Source organism: Chryseolinea sp. T2 (assembly GCF_037203685.1).
Classification (GTDB): Bacteria; Bacteroidota; Bacteroidia; order Cytophagales; family Cyclobacteriaceae; genus Chryseolinea.
In genome coordinates this window covers 91,341-110,298 of sequence record NZ_JBBCAU010000001.1, presented here as the reverse complement: position 1 = coordinate 110,298, position 18,958 = coordinate 91,341, and the positions used below count along the sequence as shown (strand labels likewise).

The following is an 18,958-nucleotide window of genomic DNA, read 5'->3' as shown; positions in this document are numbered from 1 at the left end:
TACGTGTATTAATTTTTTTAATCTGCCCCAGGCAGCCTATGTGATATGAACGAGGGAAGAAAAGAGATTATTCAGATTGCCTGCGTTTTGGTCGGGTTGATATTCCTGATCAAACTATTCGTCATTCAGGTCCTTGATGACCGCTATGACAAGCTGGCCTATAGTAACGCCATCCTGCGTGAAGTGGATTATCCTGTTCGCGGCCTTATTAAGGACCGTAACGGTAAACTCATTGTATATAACACACCCGAGTTCGATCTTCAGATCATTCACAAGGAGGTTAAGAACCTTGACTCAGCAAAGTTTCGCGAAGTTTTCGACCTGACCCCCGAACAGCTCCGTCTGAAGTTCAAGGAACTAAAAGCTAAGCGCGAGTACTCACCAGTAAAACTGACAACGTTCCTCACGCAGTTATCTACCCGCGACTTTGCCAAGATCCAGGACAACATCGACCTGTTCCAGGGATTCTACATTCAGGCCCGAACAACCCGCGCCTACAGAGCACAAGCTGCAGCCAACGCCATTGGATACGTGAGCGAAGTTTCGAAACGCCAGCTTGACAAAGACGAAAGTGGCTTCTATAAACAGGGCGACTACATCGGACAAAGCGGTATCGAAGCTTACTACGAGCAATATCTCCGGGGTCAGCGTGGTGTTCGTTTTAAACTGCGTAATGTGGATGGCGTTGAAAAAGGATCATTCCGCAACGGCGCCATCGACACACTGTCAGTTGCAGGACAGGATATCACCAGCACACTCGATCTTGATCTTCAGACCTACGGCGAGTACCTCTTAAAAGGCAAGTCCGGAAGTATTATCGCCATCGAACCATCAAGCGGTGAAATACTTGCCATGGTCTCCGGACCTTCTTACGATCCAACGTTGCTTACCGGCAGAAACTATAGTAAAAACTATGTGCTGATCAACAGCGATACCAATAAGCCGCTGTTCAACAGGCCATTGATGGCAGCATATCGTCCGGGTTCAATCTTCAAGATCGCGCAGGCAATGACAGCCCTTCAGGAAGGAGTCATTACACCTGAAACAAGATTTAAATGTGACCGGGGACATCCAATGAATTGTCACGGTCCGCACTCTAACGAAGATCTCCGGGGAGCAATCACCAACTCGTGCAATCCTTATTTCTACAATGTGCTAAAGCGCATGGTCGCTAAAGGTACCTCAAATGATCCTTTCACTGATGCTCGGGTCGGTCTTGAGGAATGGACCAAACACATTAGAAGTTTTGGTTTGGGTAAACCCTTAGGCGTCGATCTTCCGAATGAAAAGGGTGGCCTGGTGCCGAGCGTTAGTTACTACGATCGCGCTTATCGCGGACGTCCCTGGAAATTCTCAAATATCTATTCTATCGCCATCGGTGAAGGTGAAAATCTGGTCGTTCCACTTCAGATGGCCAACTTCGCAGCCACTATTGCCAACAAAGGGTACTACATCGTTCCTCACCTGGTGAAGGGAGTTGGCGACTCCGGCAAACCACTGCCACAGTATCTTGAAAAACATTATACAACGATTGACTCAGCTTACTTCCGCATTGCTGCCGATGCTATGGAGCGCGTGGTAACGGAAGGAACGGGTCAGTTCCGCGCAAAGCTCAAGGACATCGTATTGTGTGGAAAGACAGGAACCGTTCAGAATGAACCGAGACCTGATCACTCTGTATTCATCGCCTTCGCGCCTAAAGACAATCCTAAGATTGCAGTGTCGGTGTATGTCGAGTACTCCGGTCAGGGTGCTCGTGCAGCTGCCGCCATCGCCAGCTTAATGGTTGAAAAATATCTGCTTGGTGCTACAGAGCGACCTCAGGTGGAAGAGTATGTGTTGAAAGGTAAATTTTTGTAGGACTGTTTCGGGGTAAAATTGCAATGGCTAACAGAGACGACATTCTTTCAACCAAAATGGACTGGGTTACGGTAGCGATATATATCGCTATCGTGTTCATGGGTTGGCTGAACATTTACGCGGTTACCTACGATCCCGAAAGCGATCTTTCCATCTTTAATCTCACCATCAACTCAGGACGTCAGCTGATGTTCATTGGTGGTGCATTTGTCATTATCATGGCAATCCTTATAGTCGACATGCGCTTCTATGAGACTTTTGCCTACGTTATTTATGGTGTCATCATGTTCCTTCTGCTGCTCGTTCCTATCATAGGAAAGGAAGTCGGAGGAAACAGAGCATGGTTGGGTATCGGATCTTTTGGTGTACAACCCTCGGAGTTTGCAAAGTTCGCCACTGCTCTTGCAGTTGCCAAGTTCATGGGAGGTATTGGTTTTCGCATGGACCAGCGTAAGAACCAGATCATCCTGTTTGTCATGATTGGCATACCCATGCTTTTGATCCTCGCTCAAAAGGATACGGGTACTGCCCTGGTGTTCACGATCTTTTCGGTAGTGTTCTTTCGCGAGGGCATGTCGCCAATGCTGATCATTGCAGGACTAGTCGCAGGTATCATCTTTGTCCTTACGTTGCTTGTGAATGAAATCTATTTGTTCACCGGCATCGGCGTAATACTGTTGTCTGCAATCATGCTTGGCAAAAAGAAGCCGAAGCGTATCGCCTGGCTCGTGGCTGGAGCAATAGCCATATGTGGCATCATTAAGAGTGTGGACTATGTTATTACCGATGTGCTTCGGCCTCACCAGCAGGCACGCGTTAAAGCACTCATCAACCCCGATGCCGACCCGCTTGGCTTCGGTTGGAACGTAACGCAGTCAAAGATTGCTATCGGTAGCGGTGGCTTCCTCGGCAAAGGCTTCCTTCAGGGAACTCAAACAAAGTTCAACTTCGTGCCCGAGCAAAGCACCGACTTCATCTTCTGTACTATCGGTGAAGAACACGGATGGCTGGGTAGCCTTCTTACCATCGCTTTGTTCATTGGCCTCATGCTGCGGGTGATCTTCCTCGCAGAGCGACAGAAAAACCGCTTCGCGCGGGTATACGGCTATTCCGTTGCCGTGATCTTTCTGTTTCACTTCGCCGTCAACATAGGAATGACAATCGGCTTATTCCCGGTAATTGGTATTCCTCTTCCATTCTTTAGCTACGGTGGCTCCGGACTATGGGCATTCACAATCCTGTTGTTCATCCTCCTCAAACTCGACGCGCACAGAATGTATGTGCTGCAACGAATCTGAGGCAATTAAGAATTAAGAGTTAAGAATTATGAATTAGCTGTCGGCTGGCCCGACCGTGCTATAAAACGTTCGTGTCTCTTTAAAGGCCAACAAAAAAGCCCCTGATAAGGGGCTCCAAAATTATCAATTATCAATTATCAATTGTCAATTATCAATTGGAACCTACATGATGAACCTCTTCTCCACCAGCTCCATGAACTCATGAAATTCATTAGACTCATGGTCCCATCCACCCGCGTGCTCGTCTTCGATATAACGCAGCGCCGCCTTCTTGTTTTCCAATTTGTCGAGGTGGTCGATGGCCTGACTGAATAGTTCAAAGTCGCCGTGGAACAGCACCTTCGTGAACATGAACTTCTGATTGATGGTGAGGCTGTCACGGATCTTTCCAATGCGCTGGAGATTCTCAGCCAATGATGGTCGCACTTGCTGTCGACTCAACATTTCATTTACTGTGAGGCGCACAGGAGGCTTTTGTCGCGTGGGCAGGGGTTCGGACTTCGAACGAAGTGGTTGTGCCTCTGCTCTCCTTTCCTGAGGAGCTGCCTTTGGCGCCGGCGGGGGAGGAGGAGGTTCCTCACCTTTTGGAACATATAGCTTGTTCGCATCCAATGGCACGATGCCGGAAAACTTTTCAATATAAGGATCTACGTCCTCGGGGGTAAAACTCACCTCCTCCAGGATCTGATCCAATATGCCGAGCGCTTCATTGCCCGGTATTTCTGTAACCCTCTGTTCCTCCAGCTTCGACAACATCTTCTCCAGAGGCGCTTTATTAACCTTAAGGTACTTGATCTCTTCCTTGAAGCGGGCGATATCAAGCTTGTTTTCCTTTCCCGTTATTATCATCGAGTAATAATCGAGTGGATCAAAAACAACAAGCAACACCTGACCGACAGCCTTCTTCAGTAGGGGAGCAAAATTGGTTCTGTTAATGGATATGTTCTGCGAAAGCAGTTTCATGAGGCTGTCCAGCGCCTCCTTTACTTCCGGCTTCTCATAGTCGAAGTAAGGACTCTGCATCTTCTTGGTGTCCTCTTTCCACGACTTGAACAGTTCGCGGATAACGAAGAGATTCACCTGTTGAATGTTACAAAGCTCTTTTATCTCGTTGCCTGTGATCTTGTCGCGGGATGAAAAAAACCGATCGAGCACTTTGTCTGCATAGGCATCAGCATATTTTGTGATGGCGTCCAGACTTATCTTCTCGTCCATGTGCAGTTCCGAATTAAAAGTACAACGGTAAAGTTAATGGATATCCAGAAAAGTGCGACGCCCGGGGCCCGTAAACAGCGGATTGTTTGGGGCTTTAACTGCTTTAAATGCAGAATTCGGACCTCCGGAACCTACCCCGTGAAATGCCCGATTTTGAGGAATTGAATTGGGCGTTGCGATGTTCCTGTAACGTCTTAAATTTAGCGCCATGTTTATTGAACCCCACCTCGGAGGCAAGAATCGAAAAACTGGTTGGATTGAAGTCGTATGCGGGTGCATGTTCTCTGGAAAAACTGAAGAACTCATCCGTCGTCTCAACCGCGCTCTGATCGGGAAGCAAAAGGTTGAGATCTTCAAGCCAGGCAAAGACGTTCGTTATCATCATGAACAAATCGTCTCTCACAACGAAACACGCATTCGGTCAACACCTGTAAACTTTGCCAATGACATCCTCCTCCTTGCCGGAGACTCCGATGTGGTTGGCATTGATGAAGCACAGTTTTTCGATGATGCAATTGTAGACGTATGTAACACACTTGCCAATGGCGGTAAACGTGTCATCGTTGCAGGCCTCGACATGGATTTCGAAGGCAGGCCATTTGGACCAATGCCCAACCTGCTGGCCATTGCTGAATATGTTACAAAGCTCCATGCCGTGTGCGCGCAGACTGGCGAGCTCGCATCCTTCTCCTTCCGTCTCGTCGACGATAAGTCTCAGGTGATGCTCGGCGAGAAGAAAGAATACGAGGCCCGTAGCCGTAAGGCTTTCATCGACGGAATGAAGACAAGAAAATGAGAGCATTAAAAACGCTCGCATACGTTCTGATCCTTTCAATCATTCCCAGCCTCACAAAGGCACAGCAAGACATCCCCATCGGTACATTCAGGCTTCATGTCTCCTATAATAATATCCAGGATATCACATTCGATGGCGTCAACAAGACGTTTGCTGCTTCTTCACATGGTATTCAGGTGCTGGATCGCTCGAACGGAGAATCATCGGGCATGTCTAAAGCCAACGGTATCTCTGGTGGCACGATTTCCAATGTAGCTTTTGATGCAGCCACACGAAAGCTCATCATCACATACGTCGAGGGTTACTTCGATGTTCTCGACGAATCTAACGTCTCCCTTCAATTCGATCCCTCTTCGAACTCAACATTGAGCGGCCCGCGCGCTATCAATGACGTTGCAATAGCTGATAAGGTCGCCTATCTCGCCACCGACTACGGCGTTGTTGTCTTCAACCTCGGGAATAATCGGGTTCGCGAGACGTGGCGTGACCTCGGAATATCAGGTCAGGATCTGGCTATCCGGCACATTGCTCTAAAGACTGACAGCATATTCCTCGCAACACCTCAGGGCATCCTTGCCGGAAAGATTTCGGACAACCTGCACGACTTCAGCAAATGGAAGCGTTATCAGTATTGGCCCTTTTCCAGTCCGGTTTCCGGACTTGCTGTCTGGCATGATGCAGCTTATGCCGCAGTTAATGGTATTGGATTATTCAAGCTCGACAATGGAGTATGGAAGGCAGTCGATGGTATCCCTGCCGATCAATATTTTTCTCTGGATGGGTCGCAAGACCTGGTACTATCGGCTACATCCGGTATCTATCGATTTGACGAGTCTGAACATATCGGGCGCTTATCCTCACCGTTGTTTCCGTCTCCACGTTTTGCTTCAGTCGACAAGCTGGGCAATCTCTGGATCGGCGACGGCCAGACGGGACTAGTGTCCGCGATAAATGGCACCTATGCGTCTTTGCTTCCTCAATGCCCGGCCAACGATGTTGCCACACGACTTTACTATTCGAACGGGAAGCTGCTTGCTGTTGGTGGTGCATACAACGACAACAGGTCTCCCCTTCATCGTCGCGGCGTTGTCGATGTATTTCACAAGGGCCTGTGGACGACTGTATCTCTACCCGCCAGCGATCTTCTGGACGTAACATGGGAAGAGTCCACACAAACCATCAACACCGCTTCATATGGATATGGCGTGACTTCCAAATCCTCATCCGGCGAACCTCAGATCTTCAATGACCTGAACAGCACGCTCGTTAAAGCAACATCGCCGGTTGAGGGTGTTCTGGTAACCTCACTGGCAAAATCAAAGAACGGACTCCTTGCATTGAACTATGGGGTGACGCCATCATTGCACCTGATGTCGCTGGCCGGGCAATGGACTTCTTACAATATCCCCGTTTCGCGAGCGCGATACGGCCAGAGAATTGTCGTTGATGATAACGATAACTCATGGATGATTATCGATCCACAACAGGGAGGTGGCATTGTCGTCTTTAATCATCACGACGGCAGCGCCCGACTTTTATCCGATGCACCAGGCGAAGGCGCCCTGCCCTCTATGACCATCTATAGCTTGCGCCTCGATCGCAATGGTGCCATGTGGATTGGAACATCGGCAGGCGTGGCCTACATTCCTAACGCCAAGGCTACACTACAGTCTCCGGCCGATGCCATCAAACCTATCGTCGATGGACGATTTGCCCTCAGAGACGATGCCGTAACTGCAATTGCCGTTGATGGCGGCAACAGGAAATGGTTTGGAACCCGGCGCGGCATTTGGCTTTACAGTGCTTCCGCAGAACAGGCACTCGGTTCATTTACGGCATCGAAAACTGCCCTTCCCTCCGATAACATCCTCGACATCGACATTAATCAGCTAACAGGAGAAGTCTTCATTGCCACCGACCAGGGCCTTGCATCATACCGGGCTGCGGCATCCGAACCTCTCACGACATCGGGTCCTGTGAAGATCTTTCCAAACCCGGTACCTGCAACTTTTGTGGGCTCAATTGGAATAACGGGCACTCCGGCAAATGCTATCATCAAAATCACCGATGTTTCCGGCAAGCTGGTATGGGAGACAAAGGCAAATGGTTCTACTGCCAGCTGGAATCTGTATGATGATCGCGGCCGCCACGCCCCCACAGGGGTTTACATTGTTTTTGCAGTGTCCGACGATGGCGATCAGCGAGAAGTGGGGAAGCTGGTGGTCATCAATTAAGAATTAACTTACCCTCTTAAGTTTGTTGGTTGAAAGATTGTAAGCTGCTTAGCAATGGTTCATAAGACCCGGGGAATTGTATTCAGGTTTACGCGATATGGAGAGACGTCCATTATCGTAAGCATATTCACCGAGTTGTTTGGCTTGCAGAGTTATATCGTAAATGGCGTTCGGAGCGCGTCGGCCCGAAACAAGATCGCCTTATATCAGCCCCTTACATTACTGGAGCTGGTCGTGTACCACAGGCCGAATGCCAACATTAATCGTATCAAGGAACTGCGCTGTGTTCATCCCTATCAAACGATCACAAGCGATGTGAGAAAGTCAGCCATCGCAATATTTCTGAATGAACTGATGAACAAGACCATCAAAGAGGAGAGTCATGCCGGCGACCTCTGTTCTTTCCTTATCAATTCACTCATTGTCCTCGATACACTAGGAGACCGAGCAGAGAACTTTCATTTGCTATTTATGATTAAGCTGAGCCGGTTGTTGGGCTTCGGCGCATTCAACACGAACGAGGTCTTGGGTGTACGGGTCGTTGATGAAGCAACGGAGCAATTACTGGACACGATGCTTGATGCAGATTATGATGCTGTATTGTCCATCTCAAATGACAGACGCCGCGAACTTCTTGACCTGATGATTAAGTTCTACGGTGATCATATCGAAAACCTTGGGGAAATGCGCTCACTTCATGTCCTGAAAGAAGTGCTCAGCTAGCAGCCACGTTTCGTGTCCTTCCTACTCCATCACACTTTTACATTCTACATTAATTCTACATTTAGAGTTTTACATTTTGCGGTTTCTGTCTCCCATTTAATTCATTTTCCATTTCCCATTCCTCACTTCGTGTTACCATTTATTCATTTCGTATTCCTCCCGCTTCCTCACCCCGCACTTCATTCACATCTTACAGAGGCCTCCCAAAAAACAAAAGCAGGCCCCCACGGGCCCGCCTCCAATTATCAATTATCAATTATCAATTGTCAATTATTAGTTATCCCAGTCTCTTCCCTACTTCATTCCAATTAACAACATTCCACCAGTTAGCAACATACTCATTTCTCTTGTTCTGGTATTTCAAATAATAAGCGTGTTCCCAAACGTCAAGGCCAAGAACAGGTGTACCCTTGATTTCCGCATTGTCCATCAGAGGATTGTCCTGGTTGGGAGTTGACCCGATCTTTAGTTTGCCGCCATCACTCACAAGCCATGCCCATCCGGATCCAAAGCGTCCCATCGCTGCCGCTGTAAACTGCTCTTTGAATTTATCAAAAGATGAAAACGAGCCGTTTATGGCATCAGCGATCTTGCCGGTTGGCGCACCTCCTGCCGATGGAGCCATTACTTCCCAAAAGAAGTTATGGTTCCATACCCCTCCACCGTTGTTCTTCGCCTTGGGCGACAGCTTTGAAGCATTTGCAAAAAAATCCTTCTCTGAACCGTAAGCAATCTTATCGGCAGCGATGGCTTCATTTACATTCTTTACATAGGCAGCATGATGCTTGGTATAATGAATCTCCATTGTCGTTGCATCGATGTTAGGCTCAAGTGCATTGTAAGCATAAGGCAACTTTACCTGCGAAAATTGAAGAGCCGTTGCAGGGACAATGCCAGAAGTATATGCGGATGCAGACTTAATTACAAGGGGAGTTCCGATCGTTGTAAGCACTGCTGTCTTTAACGATGATTCAATGAATTTTCTCCGTGAAGTTTTCATAGGCGAGATGGTTTTTGTCTCTCAACAAAATTACCCAAAAATTTTTAGCTTGCTGAGCCAATTAAACTTACGGTCTGCCTATGAAGGAAATATTGTACGACGAGATCCCATCTCTCGATTTGGCCGATTTCTATGGTGATGATCCCGAAAAGAAGAAGAAGTTTGTTTCGGCTCTGGGCACAGCATATAACAACATCGGTTTTGTAGCGATTAAAAATCACTTCCTAACCAACCAGATGCAGGATAGTCTTTACACTTCTATAAAGAAATACTTCGCCCTGCCCGATAATGTAAAAACTCAACATGAGGGTGCTGGTCTGGCTGGACAACGTGGATATACAGGAAAAGGTAAAGAGCACGCCAAAGGACGTAACACCGGCGACCTCAAGGAATTCTACCACGTCGGACAGGAGCTTTTGCCAGACGAGCTGAGCAAAGAAGGCTACCCGGGAAACATCTGGCCGGCCCAGGTACCTGAGTTGAAGAATGCTGCCGTCGACGTGTATCGTGCACTCGAGAAGACAGGCACTTATATGCTGCGTGCAATTGCTTTGTACCTGGGGCTTCCTGAAAAATACTTTGACGACAAGATCAAACACGGTAACAGTATCCTGAGACCAATACACTATTTCCCAATTGCTGACCCATCGTCTGTTCCCGAAGATGCTGTGCGCGCAGCTGAACACGGAGATATAAACCTCATTACCTTGCTCATGGGTGCCAGTGCCGATGGCCTGCAGGTGCTTCGAAGAGACGGCAAATGGATTCCTATAACAGCATTGCCCGACCAACTGGTTGTCAACGTGGGGGATATGCTCGAGCGACTCACCAACAAGAAGCTGAAGTCAACTATTCACCGTGTAGTCAACCCGCCCCGCGAAGCGATGAACCTGCCTCGTTACAGTATACCATTCTTCATGCATCCACGCTCTGAAATGAGCCTGGCAGCTTTGGATTCTTGTGTAGACCAGTCGAACCCAAAGCAATGGACGGACATTACCGCGGGAGAATTCCTCGACCAGCGGCTTCGCGAAATCGGTTTGAAGAAATGAGCCGACGTCGCTAATGGTTGTCACACGCATTCGATACTATATCTTCCTGAGGGACGTCTTTACATTGGCTCTCACCACTTTTGGCGGGCCACAGGCTCACCTCGCTCACTTTCAGAAGATTCTTGTCGAACGCAGAAAGTATCTGACTGAAGAAGAATTGATGGAACTTAACTCACTCTGTCAGATTCTTCCCGGACCGGCCTCAACTCAGACGCTCACAGCGGTCGGGTTCAAGATCGGTGGTCCGAATCTCGCCTACCTGACTCTGTTGGTTTGGATACTTCCGGCTGTAGCAGCAATGACCGCAGCTGCTGTCCTCATGTCCAGCCTTCAGACCAAGCAAATGTCCATCGAGTTTACGCGATTTATTCAACCGATAGCCGTTGGCTTCGTAAGCTATGGAGCCTATGCGATATGTCTCAAGACGATATCATCGAAGACGGGCATCGCTCTGATGATGAGCGCAGCGATTATCTCATATACTATACAGTCGCCGTTTGTATTTCCGATAATTCTGCTGGGCTCAGGAATGGTAACTGCTTTCAAGTACAAGCGACAACCAAAAGACGAACAACGAAAGAAGCTGGTGATATCATGGTCTAACTTTCTCTTATGGCTCGGCGTGCTGGTCTTCGCCGCCGTGCTGGGAGGAATTACCAAGGCACTCCCTGTGAAGTTGTTTGAAAACTTTTATCGAAACGGAAGTCTCGTTTTTGGTGGAGGGCAGGTATTGGCACCGTTACTTTACACTGAGTTCGTCGACGTTCAGCAGGAATCTCATGATAGCAACCGAGCCTCACAATTCAAGGACAAGCTGCGCCAGCGCTATAACCCGAAACCTTATCACCATCCCATCTCCCATGATGAGTTTCTGTCTGGTTACGCTTTCGCTCAGGCATTACCAGGTCCGAGCTTTTCGTTCAGCTCCTATATCGGGGCCTTGTCGGCCAGGGACTATGGTGTAGGAGGTTCGATCCTCGGGGCGGTGATGTCAGCATTGGGGATATTCCTGCCCGGCACATTCCTGATATTTTTCATCATCAGGTTCTGGAGCAGTTTGAAAAAGTATCGCGTGGTTCGCGCCTCGCTCGAAGGCATAACAGCAGCCAGCGCCGGGCTTGTCGCAGCCTCTGCAATCATTCTCTTTCAGCCTTTGGAGAACACCGTACTAAACTTCGCTACAACGATCGTTACGTTTTGTTTGCTGGCCTTTACGCGCATACCCTCACCGTTAATAATCGTCGCCGGACTTCTGCTGGGCCTAATTCTTCCTGTCGCAACACATTAAGATCCCGTTAGGGATCTCAGATCATTAGGGATCTCAGATCATTAGGGATCTCAGATCAAATAGCAAAATTTCATTCGACGCAGAACGCACGGATTTCAATTTGTGCACTTCGCGCGCTATGATCTATTTCCTGCTTCCGTAAAACAGGGTGATGAACAGTGTGGGGAACACTGAATAATTCTTGGTCGTCGGCATCATCTCCACCTGCTTGGCGTAAGCATCTATTAGAAACCCTGCCTCGAATCCTGTTACCTGACTCTTAATAGTACCGAGCTCGAAATTCAGTGCTGCCTTGAAGTTAGCACCTGGCGCAATCGTCGAATTGCCCAACCCTTCAAACAGCCGGCCTGTACCATTGATAAAGTCAATATTTATATCCGGATTCCATTGGCCTCTTACCGTAAACCCTCCGCCACCATCAGGGAAGTATTCAACATAATAAGGAGCAACAATGCCCAGTGTCGGGCCGATGGCAAACACTGCCTTGATCTCGGCTCCCTGCTGTGGTGCTTTCTTGAATAGGATGAAGTCGCGGCCATACTGGAATCGAAGTGCGTACAAGTAGTTCGACTTGCCGTAGATGAAAAGGTTGCCGCTCTGAATAGAGTTGCGCCGTACCTCCTGGGGGTGCTTCACGTTCATCACCTCAAGACCAAAGGTCTCGAGCTGTCGGTCATTCTTGAGCTTCCGTGCTTTCTTGAATACGAAACCACCTATAAGTCCACCAGACGTATTCTTGTTAATACCCCAGGTAAACTCTGAATTATATTCATAGCTGTCCTGCGTTTGCCCACAGGCAACCGTAGCCAGTAATGTTAACGCCAGAATGGTCAGGAGGGAACCCTTATCAAAACGCTGCATCCGCACAATGTTCTACTTCTAAATTTAGAATTTAAATGACCTAACGCAAATACCGTTGACAAGTTATTGGCACAACTTAATTGTTCGCAGCTGCCAGGATGGTTCCGAATTCGATGTCGTAGTGCGAGCGGTCAAATATGGCGTTTCCGTTGCGGATCAGCAACACCTGCGGAGATTCGTGCTCAACACTGAACTGGTCTGCCACGCGGTTAGAAACATCCCGGTAGCTGATCAAATCAAGGAAGTATGGCTTAATTCCGTCTGCCTCAGGGCTCCACTTTCGTTCCAGACGGTCCAGGGCCAGCCTGCTTATAGAACAACGTGAGCTGTGCTTGAATATTAGTACTGGTTTTGATTTCGACTCTTCGCGGATCATATCCAACTGATCAGGCGATCTTAGTTCATTCCATTTCATGCTAATCATACCACAAACCCTGTTCCCCTTTGTCATACCTGGGCTTCCGGCCCTTGTATTTGATGTTGTCGGGTTGGGTTTCTTCTTTCTTAAATAAACGCGCCCACCATAGCTTAAAGTTCGTCATCATGTCGCGTTCGGAGTCAACATTGTTCTTGTTTGGTTTGATGAACTTTGTATCTGGATGCAGGTTCCTGTTCTTTTCAAACAAAGTGAACTTCTGCATTTTAACATTACCCTGATAGGCGGCAACGCGTGCATAAGCTTTTCCGGGCTCGCGGGTGCGAAGTGCTTCCTGGGCACTGCTTGGATTGTGGATGTAATCCCAGTTGCGTTTCAGCCCTCCGGCATATTCACTCGCCTTAACCGAATTCTTCGTAGGCTTGATGCCGGGCATGCTTCCCTCGGCAGCGTGGGGTTTACGGCCGTATTCGGGTTGCTTCACTTTCGCAGTTAGTTCTGTCGCACGTTCAGCATTGCGGGTAGGTTTGATACCCAGCATGCTTCCCTCAGCAGCATGAGGTCGCTTTCCATAGTCCGGCTGTTTCACCTTGGCGGTCAGTTCTTCTGCACGTTTCGCGTTCCTGCCCGGACGAATGCCCGGCATGCTTCCCTCGGCCGCATGAGGCTTCTTTCCGTAATCGCCCTCCTTCACGCGCACCTGCAACTCACCAGCTCTTTTATCTGATTTCGAAGGCTCCACTTTTAACAGAGCACCCTCCGCCGAGTTCTTGTTTCGCTCGTAGCTTGGTCGCTTGACTTTAGCAGTCAGGCCCTCAGCGTCGCCATTGCCTTCGCGATGCTTCTTAATTGATTCTTCTGCAGCATCAGGATGCTGCACATAATTCTTACGGAAGTGCTTCAGGCGAATGTCGCCTCTATGTGACTCACCCTGATAACCAAAGCCAGGCTGCACCTCGAACCGCTTCCACTTGCCAGGATATCCGCTAACTTTTTTGGCTTGTGATGAAAGCCCACTGCGTGGCATCGAACCGGCAACATCAGGCATGCCCTTTTCGGGTCTACCTCTCTTGATGTTACCCTGAAATTGTGCTGCTCTTTGTCCCTGCGTCGGTACGCGTCCCTGAATGGGCTGCTCATTATTGTTCCATAACTGACCGCTAACACTGCCACCTCCCTTAAGAGGCTTGCCTCCTTTGATCCTTCCACGGAAAAGCGCCGCGTCAGCTCCGGTTTTCGGCGCTCTTACTTCAATAGGAATTCCATTGTTATTCCAGCGTCTGCCGCTGATGCTGCCTCCGCCCTTAGCTGGTCTCCCGGCTCTGGTATCTCCCCGATAGCGGTCGATGCCCCAGGCACCCATACCGGGCCGACGCCCCATTAGGGGCAGATCGCCAGGATGTCCATTGCTTCCCGATCTTGGCCGACCGGCCAACGTCGGATTTCCTTCCGTTGGCTTAATGCCTCTTCTTCTCAAGCTCCGTCCGGCAACATCGCCCGTCCACGCTTTAGGAGTAGCACGTGTAGCAGTACGGAAACCGCCGGTCTGTCCTGTATAGGCGCGATCACCACCCGGCCGGCCATGGTAAAACCTTGAAGGGCGGTGACCCTCTACAGTCGGTCTTGGTGATTCATAATTCTTCTTGTGAAGTGGACGCCCGGCAAGGTCCGTGTTGTTGTACTGTTTTGATTTGCGCTTCGGGCGAGCAAAGTTTGCATATACGTTTATGCTTTTGCGCGCTGTATATGACCCGGACGCCGAACGGGGAACTACCCTCGGAGTCTTATCAGGTGAGGGACCTCCTCTGGACTGAAGCCCTTTCACCTTCGCCAGGGCATTTGCATTCGATACACCCCTCGATTCGCCATGCGGCTGAGTTGCACGCGAATAACGATTATACTGAGGGTAAATATTGGTCTTGCCATCACCTGCGGAAGATCGGTTCTTATGTCTTAATCGATACCCGGCAATGTCACCGGTCCATGCCTTCTGTTTGCTTTGTGGTCGCGGGGCGGAGACGGGACGAACCGGCTTTCCGGGACGCTCCTTTCCGGATGCACGCCGTGGCGACGTACTCGCCCGCGATGCTGCCGACTGGCGTGGCGCTTTTACCCGCCTCTCACTTGATGCCTTCGCGGATGACTTTTTCTTCTTGTTTAATGGAGTCTTAAATCGCGACTCCCGGCGGGGAGCAGGCTGATCTCCTTTTGTATTCTGCGCATGCAATGCTCCACCGAAGGCCAGCATCAGGACGACAAGCACCAGCATACGCAGTGCGATCCCTGATTTCCTGGTCGGCGCCTGCGCTGCTGTTGGCAGAGGCTGTCCTGCTAATTGGAGGGCCGGAGGCGAAAAGCGATTTGTAATGAGCTCGTTCAAAAAATGGCGTCAGAAAACAGGCTAAGGTAACGAAAATCCGCGACCTGGCCGGTTCCCTTCGACAAGAGTACTAACGAGCGGACCAGTGAACTTCTTTCCAGAAGACAGGCTAAAATTCTTCAATCCCAAGATACCAGGACCTGCCATGCTAATGGGAGGGTTGATGATTTTGTTATGCAGGTTTAACCCTACGGCCACTTTATTGCGACTCTATGGCCACCCTATGGCTAAAATTTTTCTTTAGTGAGAAATTGCGCTGGAAAATGGGTTGCCGCCGCGCGACTATTGCGAAATTGAGCTAAAAAACGCCTTTCGGTTAGCAAAGAACCAAAAGACTCAAACGCAATCAACCGCTTAAATCAAAAGCCGTGCCGCCTCTCCATTCTTAATTCTTAATTCTTAATTCTTAATTCTTAATTTTTTCCCCCCGCTCCATGCAAAATGTCAGAAAGCAAGGACCCTTTCCAGCGCAGACCTGAACCTTGTCTTGGGTAAAAAATTGGCCTCCAATGTTGGGGCAAACGGAATAGGGGTATCCAATCCCCCGACCCTGATCACGGGCGCATCCAGCATCTTAAAGCAATGTTCACTGATCCACGCTCCGATTTCTGCGCTTATCCCGCCAGTAAGAGTGTCTTCATGAAGAATGATCACGCGACTGGTCTTTTCTACTGAATGAGCAACGGCATCCTTGTCCCACGGCAGCAATGTTCTCAGATCAATCAGGTCCGCCGAAACGGAGGGCAGCTGATCAAGAATCTCGGAAGCCCAGTGAACCCCCATTCCATAAGTGATGATCGTCACGTCATTTCCTTCCCGCACTAGTCTCGCCTTCCCGATCTCGACGGTGTAGTAGTCATCGGGTATTGCAGCCTTTAACGAGCGATACAATAGCTTGTGCTCAAAATACATTACAGGATTTGGGTCGTCGAACGAAGCACAAAGCAAACCCTTGGCGTCGTATGGATTGCTGGGATAGACGATCTTCAGACCGGGCGTATGAAAAAACCAGGATTCATTGCTCTGCGAATGATACGGCCCTGCAGCAGTGCCGGCACCCGTCGGCATACGCACAACAACATCAGAAGGCTGACCCCATCGCCAGTGTGACTTCGCCAGGTTGTTAACGATCTGATTAAAAGCCTCTGTTACGAAGTCGGCAAACTGCATTTCAACCATTGCCTTCATGCCTTTGATGGATAATCCGAGACCGGCGCCGGCAATGGCAGACTCACAAATCGGAGTATTACGTACCCGCGCTTTCCCAAACTTCTCAACAAATCCTTCTGTGATCTTGAACACACCACCGTATTCGGCAATGTCCTGCCCCATCAAAACCAGGTTGTCATGCCTCTCCATACTCTGACGAAGACCATCGCTGATCGCATCAATGTATCGCCTTTCCGATTGATTGTCAGTGGCAGGCTCCACCACGGTCTGACTATACGGTGCGTAAACATCAGACACTTCCTGGTCGATACTGGCCGCAGGATGTGTCTCCGCGAACGCCAGGTTCAGGCCCTGTTCTATCTCCTTCCGAATGCCACGCTTTACTTCTTCAACGTACTGGCTATCGGCAACTCCGGATGCAAGAAGAAATTGCTCGTAGTTCTCCACGGGATCTTTCCTTCCCCATTCCTCCATCAGACTCTTCGGAACATATTTTGTCCCCGACGCCTCTTCATGACCACGCATCCGAAAGGTCATACACTCCAGTATCACCGGCTTCTGGTGAACACGTACTTCATCCGCAAGAGAGCGAACAGTATCATAAACCTCCAGAACATTATTGCCGTCGATACTCACTCCCTGAATGCCATATCCTATTCCTTTGTCGGCAAAACTCCGGCATCTGAACTGCTCCGAACTCGGCGTTGAAAGTCCGTATCCATTGTTCTCGATCACAAAGATCACCGGCAGGTCCCAGACTGCCGCCACGTTCACCGCCTCATGGAAGTCACCCTCGCTTGTTCCTCCATCTCCATTAAATACTACAGTCACCTTTTTCTCGCCCTTCAGCTTAGACGCGAGAGCAATGCCATCGGCCACGCCGTTCTGCGGTCCCAAATGCGAGATCATTCCGACGATATGATGCTCATTGGTTCCGAAATGAAATGACCTGTCGCGCCCCTTGGTGTATCCCATCATCGTTCCCTGCCATTGGGCAAACAGTCGCCCGAGTGGAAGATTACGTGACGTAAAAACGCCGAGATTACGGTGCATGGGGAGAATGTATTCGTCTTGCTCCAGCGCGGCAGTTATCCCCACAGCAATTGCCTCCTGTCCTATGCCGCTGAACCATTTGCTGATTTTGTTCTGCCGTAACAGGATCAGCATTTTCTCCTCAATCAGGCGGGGGCGTACGAGGGCAGTGTACAAATCAAGCAGTTGTTGATCGCTGTAATCTTTACGGTCGAACTTCATTCAGTTTTGCGTTGAGCAAATGTAATGAGAGGGCAACAAATTGCTACTTTTGACCCTATGATCGCTTTTGAAGAGTTTGTATTAGAGAATGGATTGCAGGTCATCGTACACGAAGACCCGTCGGTGCAGATTGCCGTCATGAATATACTTTACGATGTTGGAAGCAGGGACGAAAATCCGGAACGAACCGGATTTGCTCACCTCTTCGAACACCTGATGTTCGGCGGCTCACGCAATGTGCCCAGCTATGATGAGCCCCTGCAGCGTGTGGGCGGTGAAAACAATGCCTTTACCAATACCGACATCACCAATTATTATCTGACGCTTCCGGCATCGAACCTCGAAACTGGATTCTGGCTGGAAAGCGACCGCATGCTGAGCCTTTCCTTCGACCCGAAGGTGCTGGAGGTTCAGCGCAAGGTTGTCGTGGAGGAATTCAAGCAGCGCTATTTGAACCAACCTTATGGTGACGTATGGCTTCGACTCCGTCCGCTCGCTTATAAAGTTCATCCTTATCAATGGGCAACCATTGGCAAAGAGATAGCTCACATCGAAGATGCAACACTCGACGATGTGAAATCCTTCTTTCAGCGTCACTACGTTCCCAATAATGCCATACTCGTCGTTGCAGGGCACGTTACCGTTGACCAGGTTCGAAAGCTCGCAGAAAAATGGTTTGGCGGTATTCCCTCCGGAGAGAAGCACAGAAAACTTCCCGTTGAACCGAAACAGAAAGAGAAACGCACCGATACCATAGTCGCCAAAGTGCCTGCAAGTGCCATTTACAAAGCATATCATATGGCGGGTCGATTTCACGAAGACTACTACCCGGCAGATCTTATCAGCGATATTCTGAGCAGAGGACAATCGAGCAGACTCTATCAACAACTGGTAAAGGAGAAGGAGATCTTCACATCGATTTCATCGTTTGTTATGGGCACCATCGATCCTGGCCTGCTGGTCATCAGTGGCCGGGTCAAGGACAATATCACACTCGGGCAGGCGGAACAGGAAATCGATAAGGTGCTGGCTGAGTTGCTGGACAAGGGAGTTGAACCGGAAGAATTGGAAAAGGTCAAGAATCAAACAGAGTCGACGCTTGAATTCGGCGAAGTTGAAGTAATGAACCGTGCCATGAACCTTGCCTTTGCCAAACTTTCAGGTGATGCGCATCTGGTGAACCGCGAGAGTGAACTGATTAACGCCGTTACGACCGAGGATATAAAGAGGGTCGCTGCTACAATTCTCAGAGAGGAGAACGCGAGCACGCTTTATTACGAAGCAGAGAAAGCCTAGAGGCGCAGTCACGATATAACTTTTACATTTTACATTTAGAGTTTTACATTTTGCGGTTTGCATCGTCCTGAAAAAAGTTGACACATCCGAGTCAACAGAATGAATTTAAAGCTCAGAGGTTTAATGTAAAATGTAAAACACTAAATGTAGAATGT

14 protein-coding genes are annotated in these 18,958 nt (G+C 49.2%); 8 read left to right on the top strand and 6 right to left on the bottom strand.

Going from position 1 to position 18,958, the window contains the following annotated elements; genetic code table 11:
* Positions 1-45 precede the first annotated feature (45 nt).
* Together mrdA and rodA are read left to right on the top strand one after the other, a co-directional pair.
* The gene (gene mrdA / locus WBG78_RS00450; protein WP_337324388.1) at positions 46-1,860 is read left to right on the top strand and encodes a penicillin-binding protein 2; all 1,815 of its coding nucleotides are present in this window, start codon (positions 46-48) and stop codon (positions 1,858-1,860) included.
* Positions 1,861-1,883: 23 nt separating this feature from the next.
* Complete coding sequence (gene rodA, locus WBG78_RS00445; protein ID WP_337324387.1) at positions 1,884-3,158, top strand: rod shape-determining protein RodA; 1,275 nt, start codon at positions 1,884-1,886, stop codon at positions 3,156-3,158.
* 162 nt (positions 3,159-3,320) lie between these two features.
* On the opposite strand, the gene WBG78_RS00440 is transcribed toward rodA, so the two are convergent.
* Entirely contained in the window at positions 3,321-4,373 is a 1,053-nt protein-coding gene (locus WBG78_RS00440; protein ID WP_337324386.1) for a hypothetical protein, read from the bottom strand.
* Positions 4,374-4,581: 208 nt separating this feature from the next.
* On the opposite strand from WBG78_RS00440, the gene WBG78_RS00435 reads away from it, so the two are divergent.
* The 3 genes from WBG78_RS00435 to recO are packed head-to-tail and all read left to right on the top strand — an operon-like array spanning position 4,582 to position 8,126.
* Positions 4,582-5,169 (top strand): thymidine kinase, encoded by a 588-nt coding sequence (locus tag WBG78_RS00435; protein ID WP_337324385.1) that lies wholly within the window; start codon positions 4,582-4,584, stop codon positions 5,167-5,169.
* A complete protein-coding gene (porZ, locus tag WBG78_RS00430) occupies positions 5,166-7,403 on the top strand; it encodes a type IX secretion system anionic LPS delivery protein PorZ (RefSeq protein ID WP_337324384.1) in 2,238 nt (745 codons plus the stop codon). Before WBG78_RS00435 ends, porZ begins: the two co-directional genes overlap by 4 nt.
* 54 nt (positions 7,404-7,457) lie before the next feature.
* The gene (recO, locus tag WBG78_RS00425; protein WP_337324383.1) at positions 7,458-8,126 is read left to right on the top strand and encodes a DNA repair protein RecO; all 669 of its coding nucleotides are present in this window, start codon (positions 7,458-7,460) and stop codon (positions 8,124-8,126) included.
* A gap of 277 nt (positions 8,127-8,403) precedes the next feature.
* On the opposite strand, the gene WBG78_RS00420 is transcribed toward recO, so the two are convergent.
* Entirely contained in the window at positions 8,404-9,126 is a 723-nt protein-coding gene (locus tag WBG78_RS00420) for a superoxide dismutase (protein WP_337324382.1), read from the bottom strand.
* Between the two features lie 80 nt (positions 9,127-9,206).
* Here WBG78_RS00420 and WBG78_RS00415 point away from each other — a divergent pair, with 80 nt between their 5' ends.
* Together WBG78_RS00415 and WBG78_RS00410 are read left to right on the top strand one after the other, a co-directional pair.
* Positions 9,207-10,178, top strand: a complete 972-nt coding sequence (locus WBG78_RS00415; protein WP_337324381.1) for an isopenicillin N synthase family dioxygenase — start codon at positions 9,207-9,209, stop codon at positions 10,176-10,178.
* A gap of 13 nt (positions 10,179-10,191) precedes the next feature.
* Entirely contained in the window at positions 10,192-11,466 is a 1,275-nt protein-coding gene (locus tag WBG78_RS00410) for a chromate transporter (protein WP_337324380.1), read from the top strand.
* A 123-nt stretch (positions 11,467-11,589) separates the two neighbouring features.
* On the opposite strand, the gene WBG78_RS00405 is transcribed toward WBG78_RS00410, so the two are convergent.
* The 4 genes from WBG78_RS00405 to WBG78_RS00390 form a co-directional block, all read right to left on the bottom strand.
* The gene (locus tag WBG78_RS00405; RefSeq protein WP_337324379.1) at positions 11,590-12,327 is read right to left on the bottom strand and encodes a hypothetical protein; all 738 of its coding nucleotides are present in this window, start codon (positions 12,325-12,327) and stop codon (positions 11,590-11,592) included.
* 76 nt (positions 12,328-12,403) lie between these two features.
* Positions 12,404-12,742 carry a bacillithiol system redox-active protein YtxJ gene (gene ytxJ / locus WBG78_RS00400; protein ID WP_337324378.1) on the bottom strand — a complete coding sequence of 113 codons (339 nt, stop codon included), beginning with the start codon at positions 12,740-12,742 and terminating at the stop codon, positions 12,404-12,406.
* 1 nt (position 12,743) lies between these two features.
* A complete protein-coding gene (locus WBG78_RS00395; RefSeq protein ID WP_337324377.1) occupies positions 12,744-15,083 on the bottom strand; it encodes a hypothetical protein in 2,340 nt (779 codons plus the stop codon).
* A 444-nt stretch (positions 15,084-15,527) separates the two neighbouring features.
* On the bottom strand, positions 15,528-17,507 hold the full coding sequence (locus tag WBG78_RS00390; RefSeq protein ID WP_337324376.1) for an alpha-ketoacid dehydrogenase subunit alpha/beta: 1,980 nt from the start codon (positions 17,505-17,507) through the stop codon (positions 15,528-15,530).
* Positions 17,508-17,564: 57 nt separating this feature from the next.
* Here WBG78_RS00390 and WBG78_RS00385 point away from each other — a divergent pair, with 57 nt between their 5' ends.
* Positions 17,565-18,803 (top strand): M16 family metallopeptidase, encoded by a 1,239-nt coding sequence (locus tag WBG78_RS00385; protein WP_337325273.1) that lies wholly within the window; start codon positions 17,565-17,567, stop codon positions 18,801-18,803.
* The last annotated feature ends 155 nt before the right edge of the window (positions 18,804-18,958 follow it).

Coding starts and splice junctions, on each gene's coding strand:
- mrdA (WP_337324388.1), top strand. CDS start 46: ATGAACGAGGGAAGAAAAGAGATTATTCAGATTGCCTGCGTTTTGGTC.
- rodA (WP_337324387.1), top strand. CDS start 1,884: ATGGCTAACAGAGACGACATTCTTTCAACCAAAATGGACTGGGTTACG.
- WBG78_RS00440 (WP_337324386.1), bottom strand. CDS start 4,373: ATGGACGAGAAGATAAGTCTGGACGCCATCACAAAATATGCTGATGCC.
- WBG78_RS00435 (WP_337324385.1), top strand. CDS start 4,582: ATGTTTATTGAACCCCACCTCGGAGGCAAGAATCGAAAAACTGGTTGG.
- porZ (WP_337324384.1), top strand. CDS start 5,166: ATGAGAGCATTAAAAACGCTCGCATACGTTCTGATCCTTTCAATCATT.
- recO (WP_337324383.1), top strand. CDS start 7,458: ATGGTTCATAAGACCCGGGGAATTGTATTCAGGTTTACGCGATATGGA.
- WBG78_RS00420 (WP_337324382.1), bottom strand. CDS start 9,126: ATGAAAACTTCACGGAGAAAATTCATTGAATCATCGTTAAAGACAGCA.
- WBG78_RS00415 (WP_337324381.1), top strand. CDS start 9,207: ATGAAGGAAATATTGTACGACGAGATCCCATCTCTCGATTTGGCCGAT.
- WBG78_RS00410 (WP_337324380.1), top strand. CDS start 10,192: ATGGTTGTCACACGCATTCGATACTATATCTTCCTGAGGGACGTCTTT.
- WBG78_RS00405 (WP_337324379.1), bottom strand. CDS start 12,327: ATGCAGCGTTTTGATAAGGGTTCCCTCCTGACCATTCTGGCGTTAACA.
- ytxJ (WP_337324378.1), bottom strand. CDS start 12,742: ATGAAATGGAATGAACTAAGATCGCCTGATCAGTTGGATATGATCCGC.
- WBG78_RS00390 (WP_337324376.1), bottom strand. CDS start 17,507: ATGAAGTTCGACCGTAAAGATTACAGCGATCAACAACTGCTTGATTTG.
- WBG78_RS00385 (WP_337325273.1), top strand. CDS start 17,565: ATGATCGCTTTTGAAGAGTTTGTATTAGAGAATGGATTGCAGGTCATC.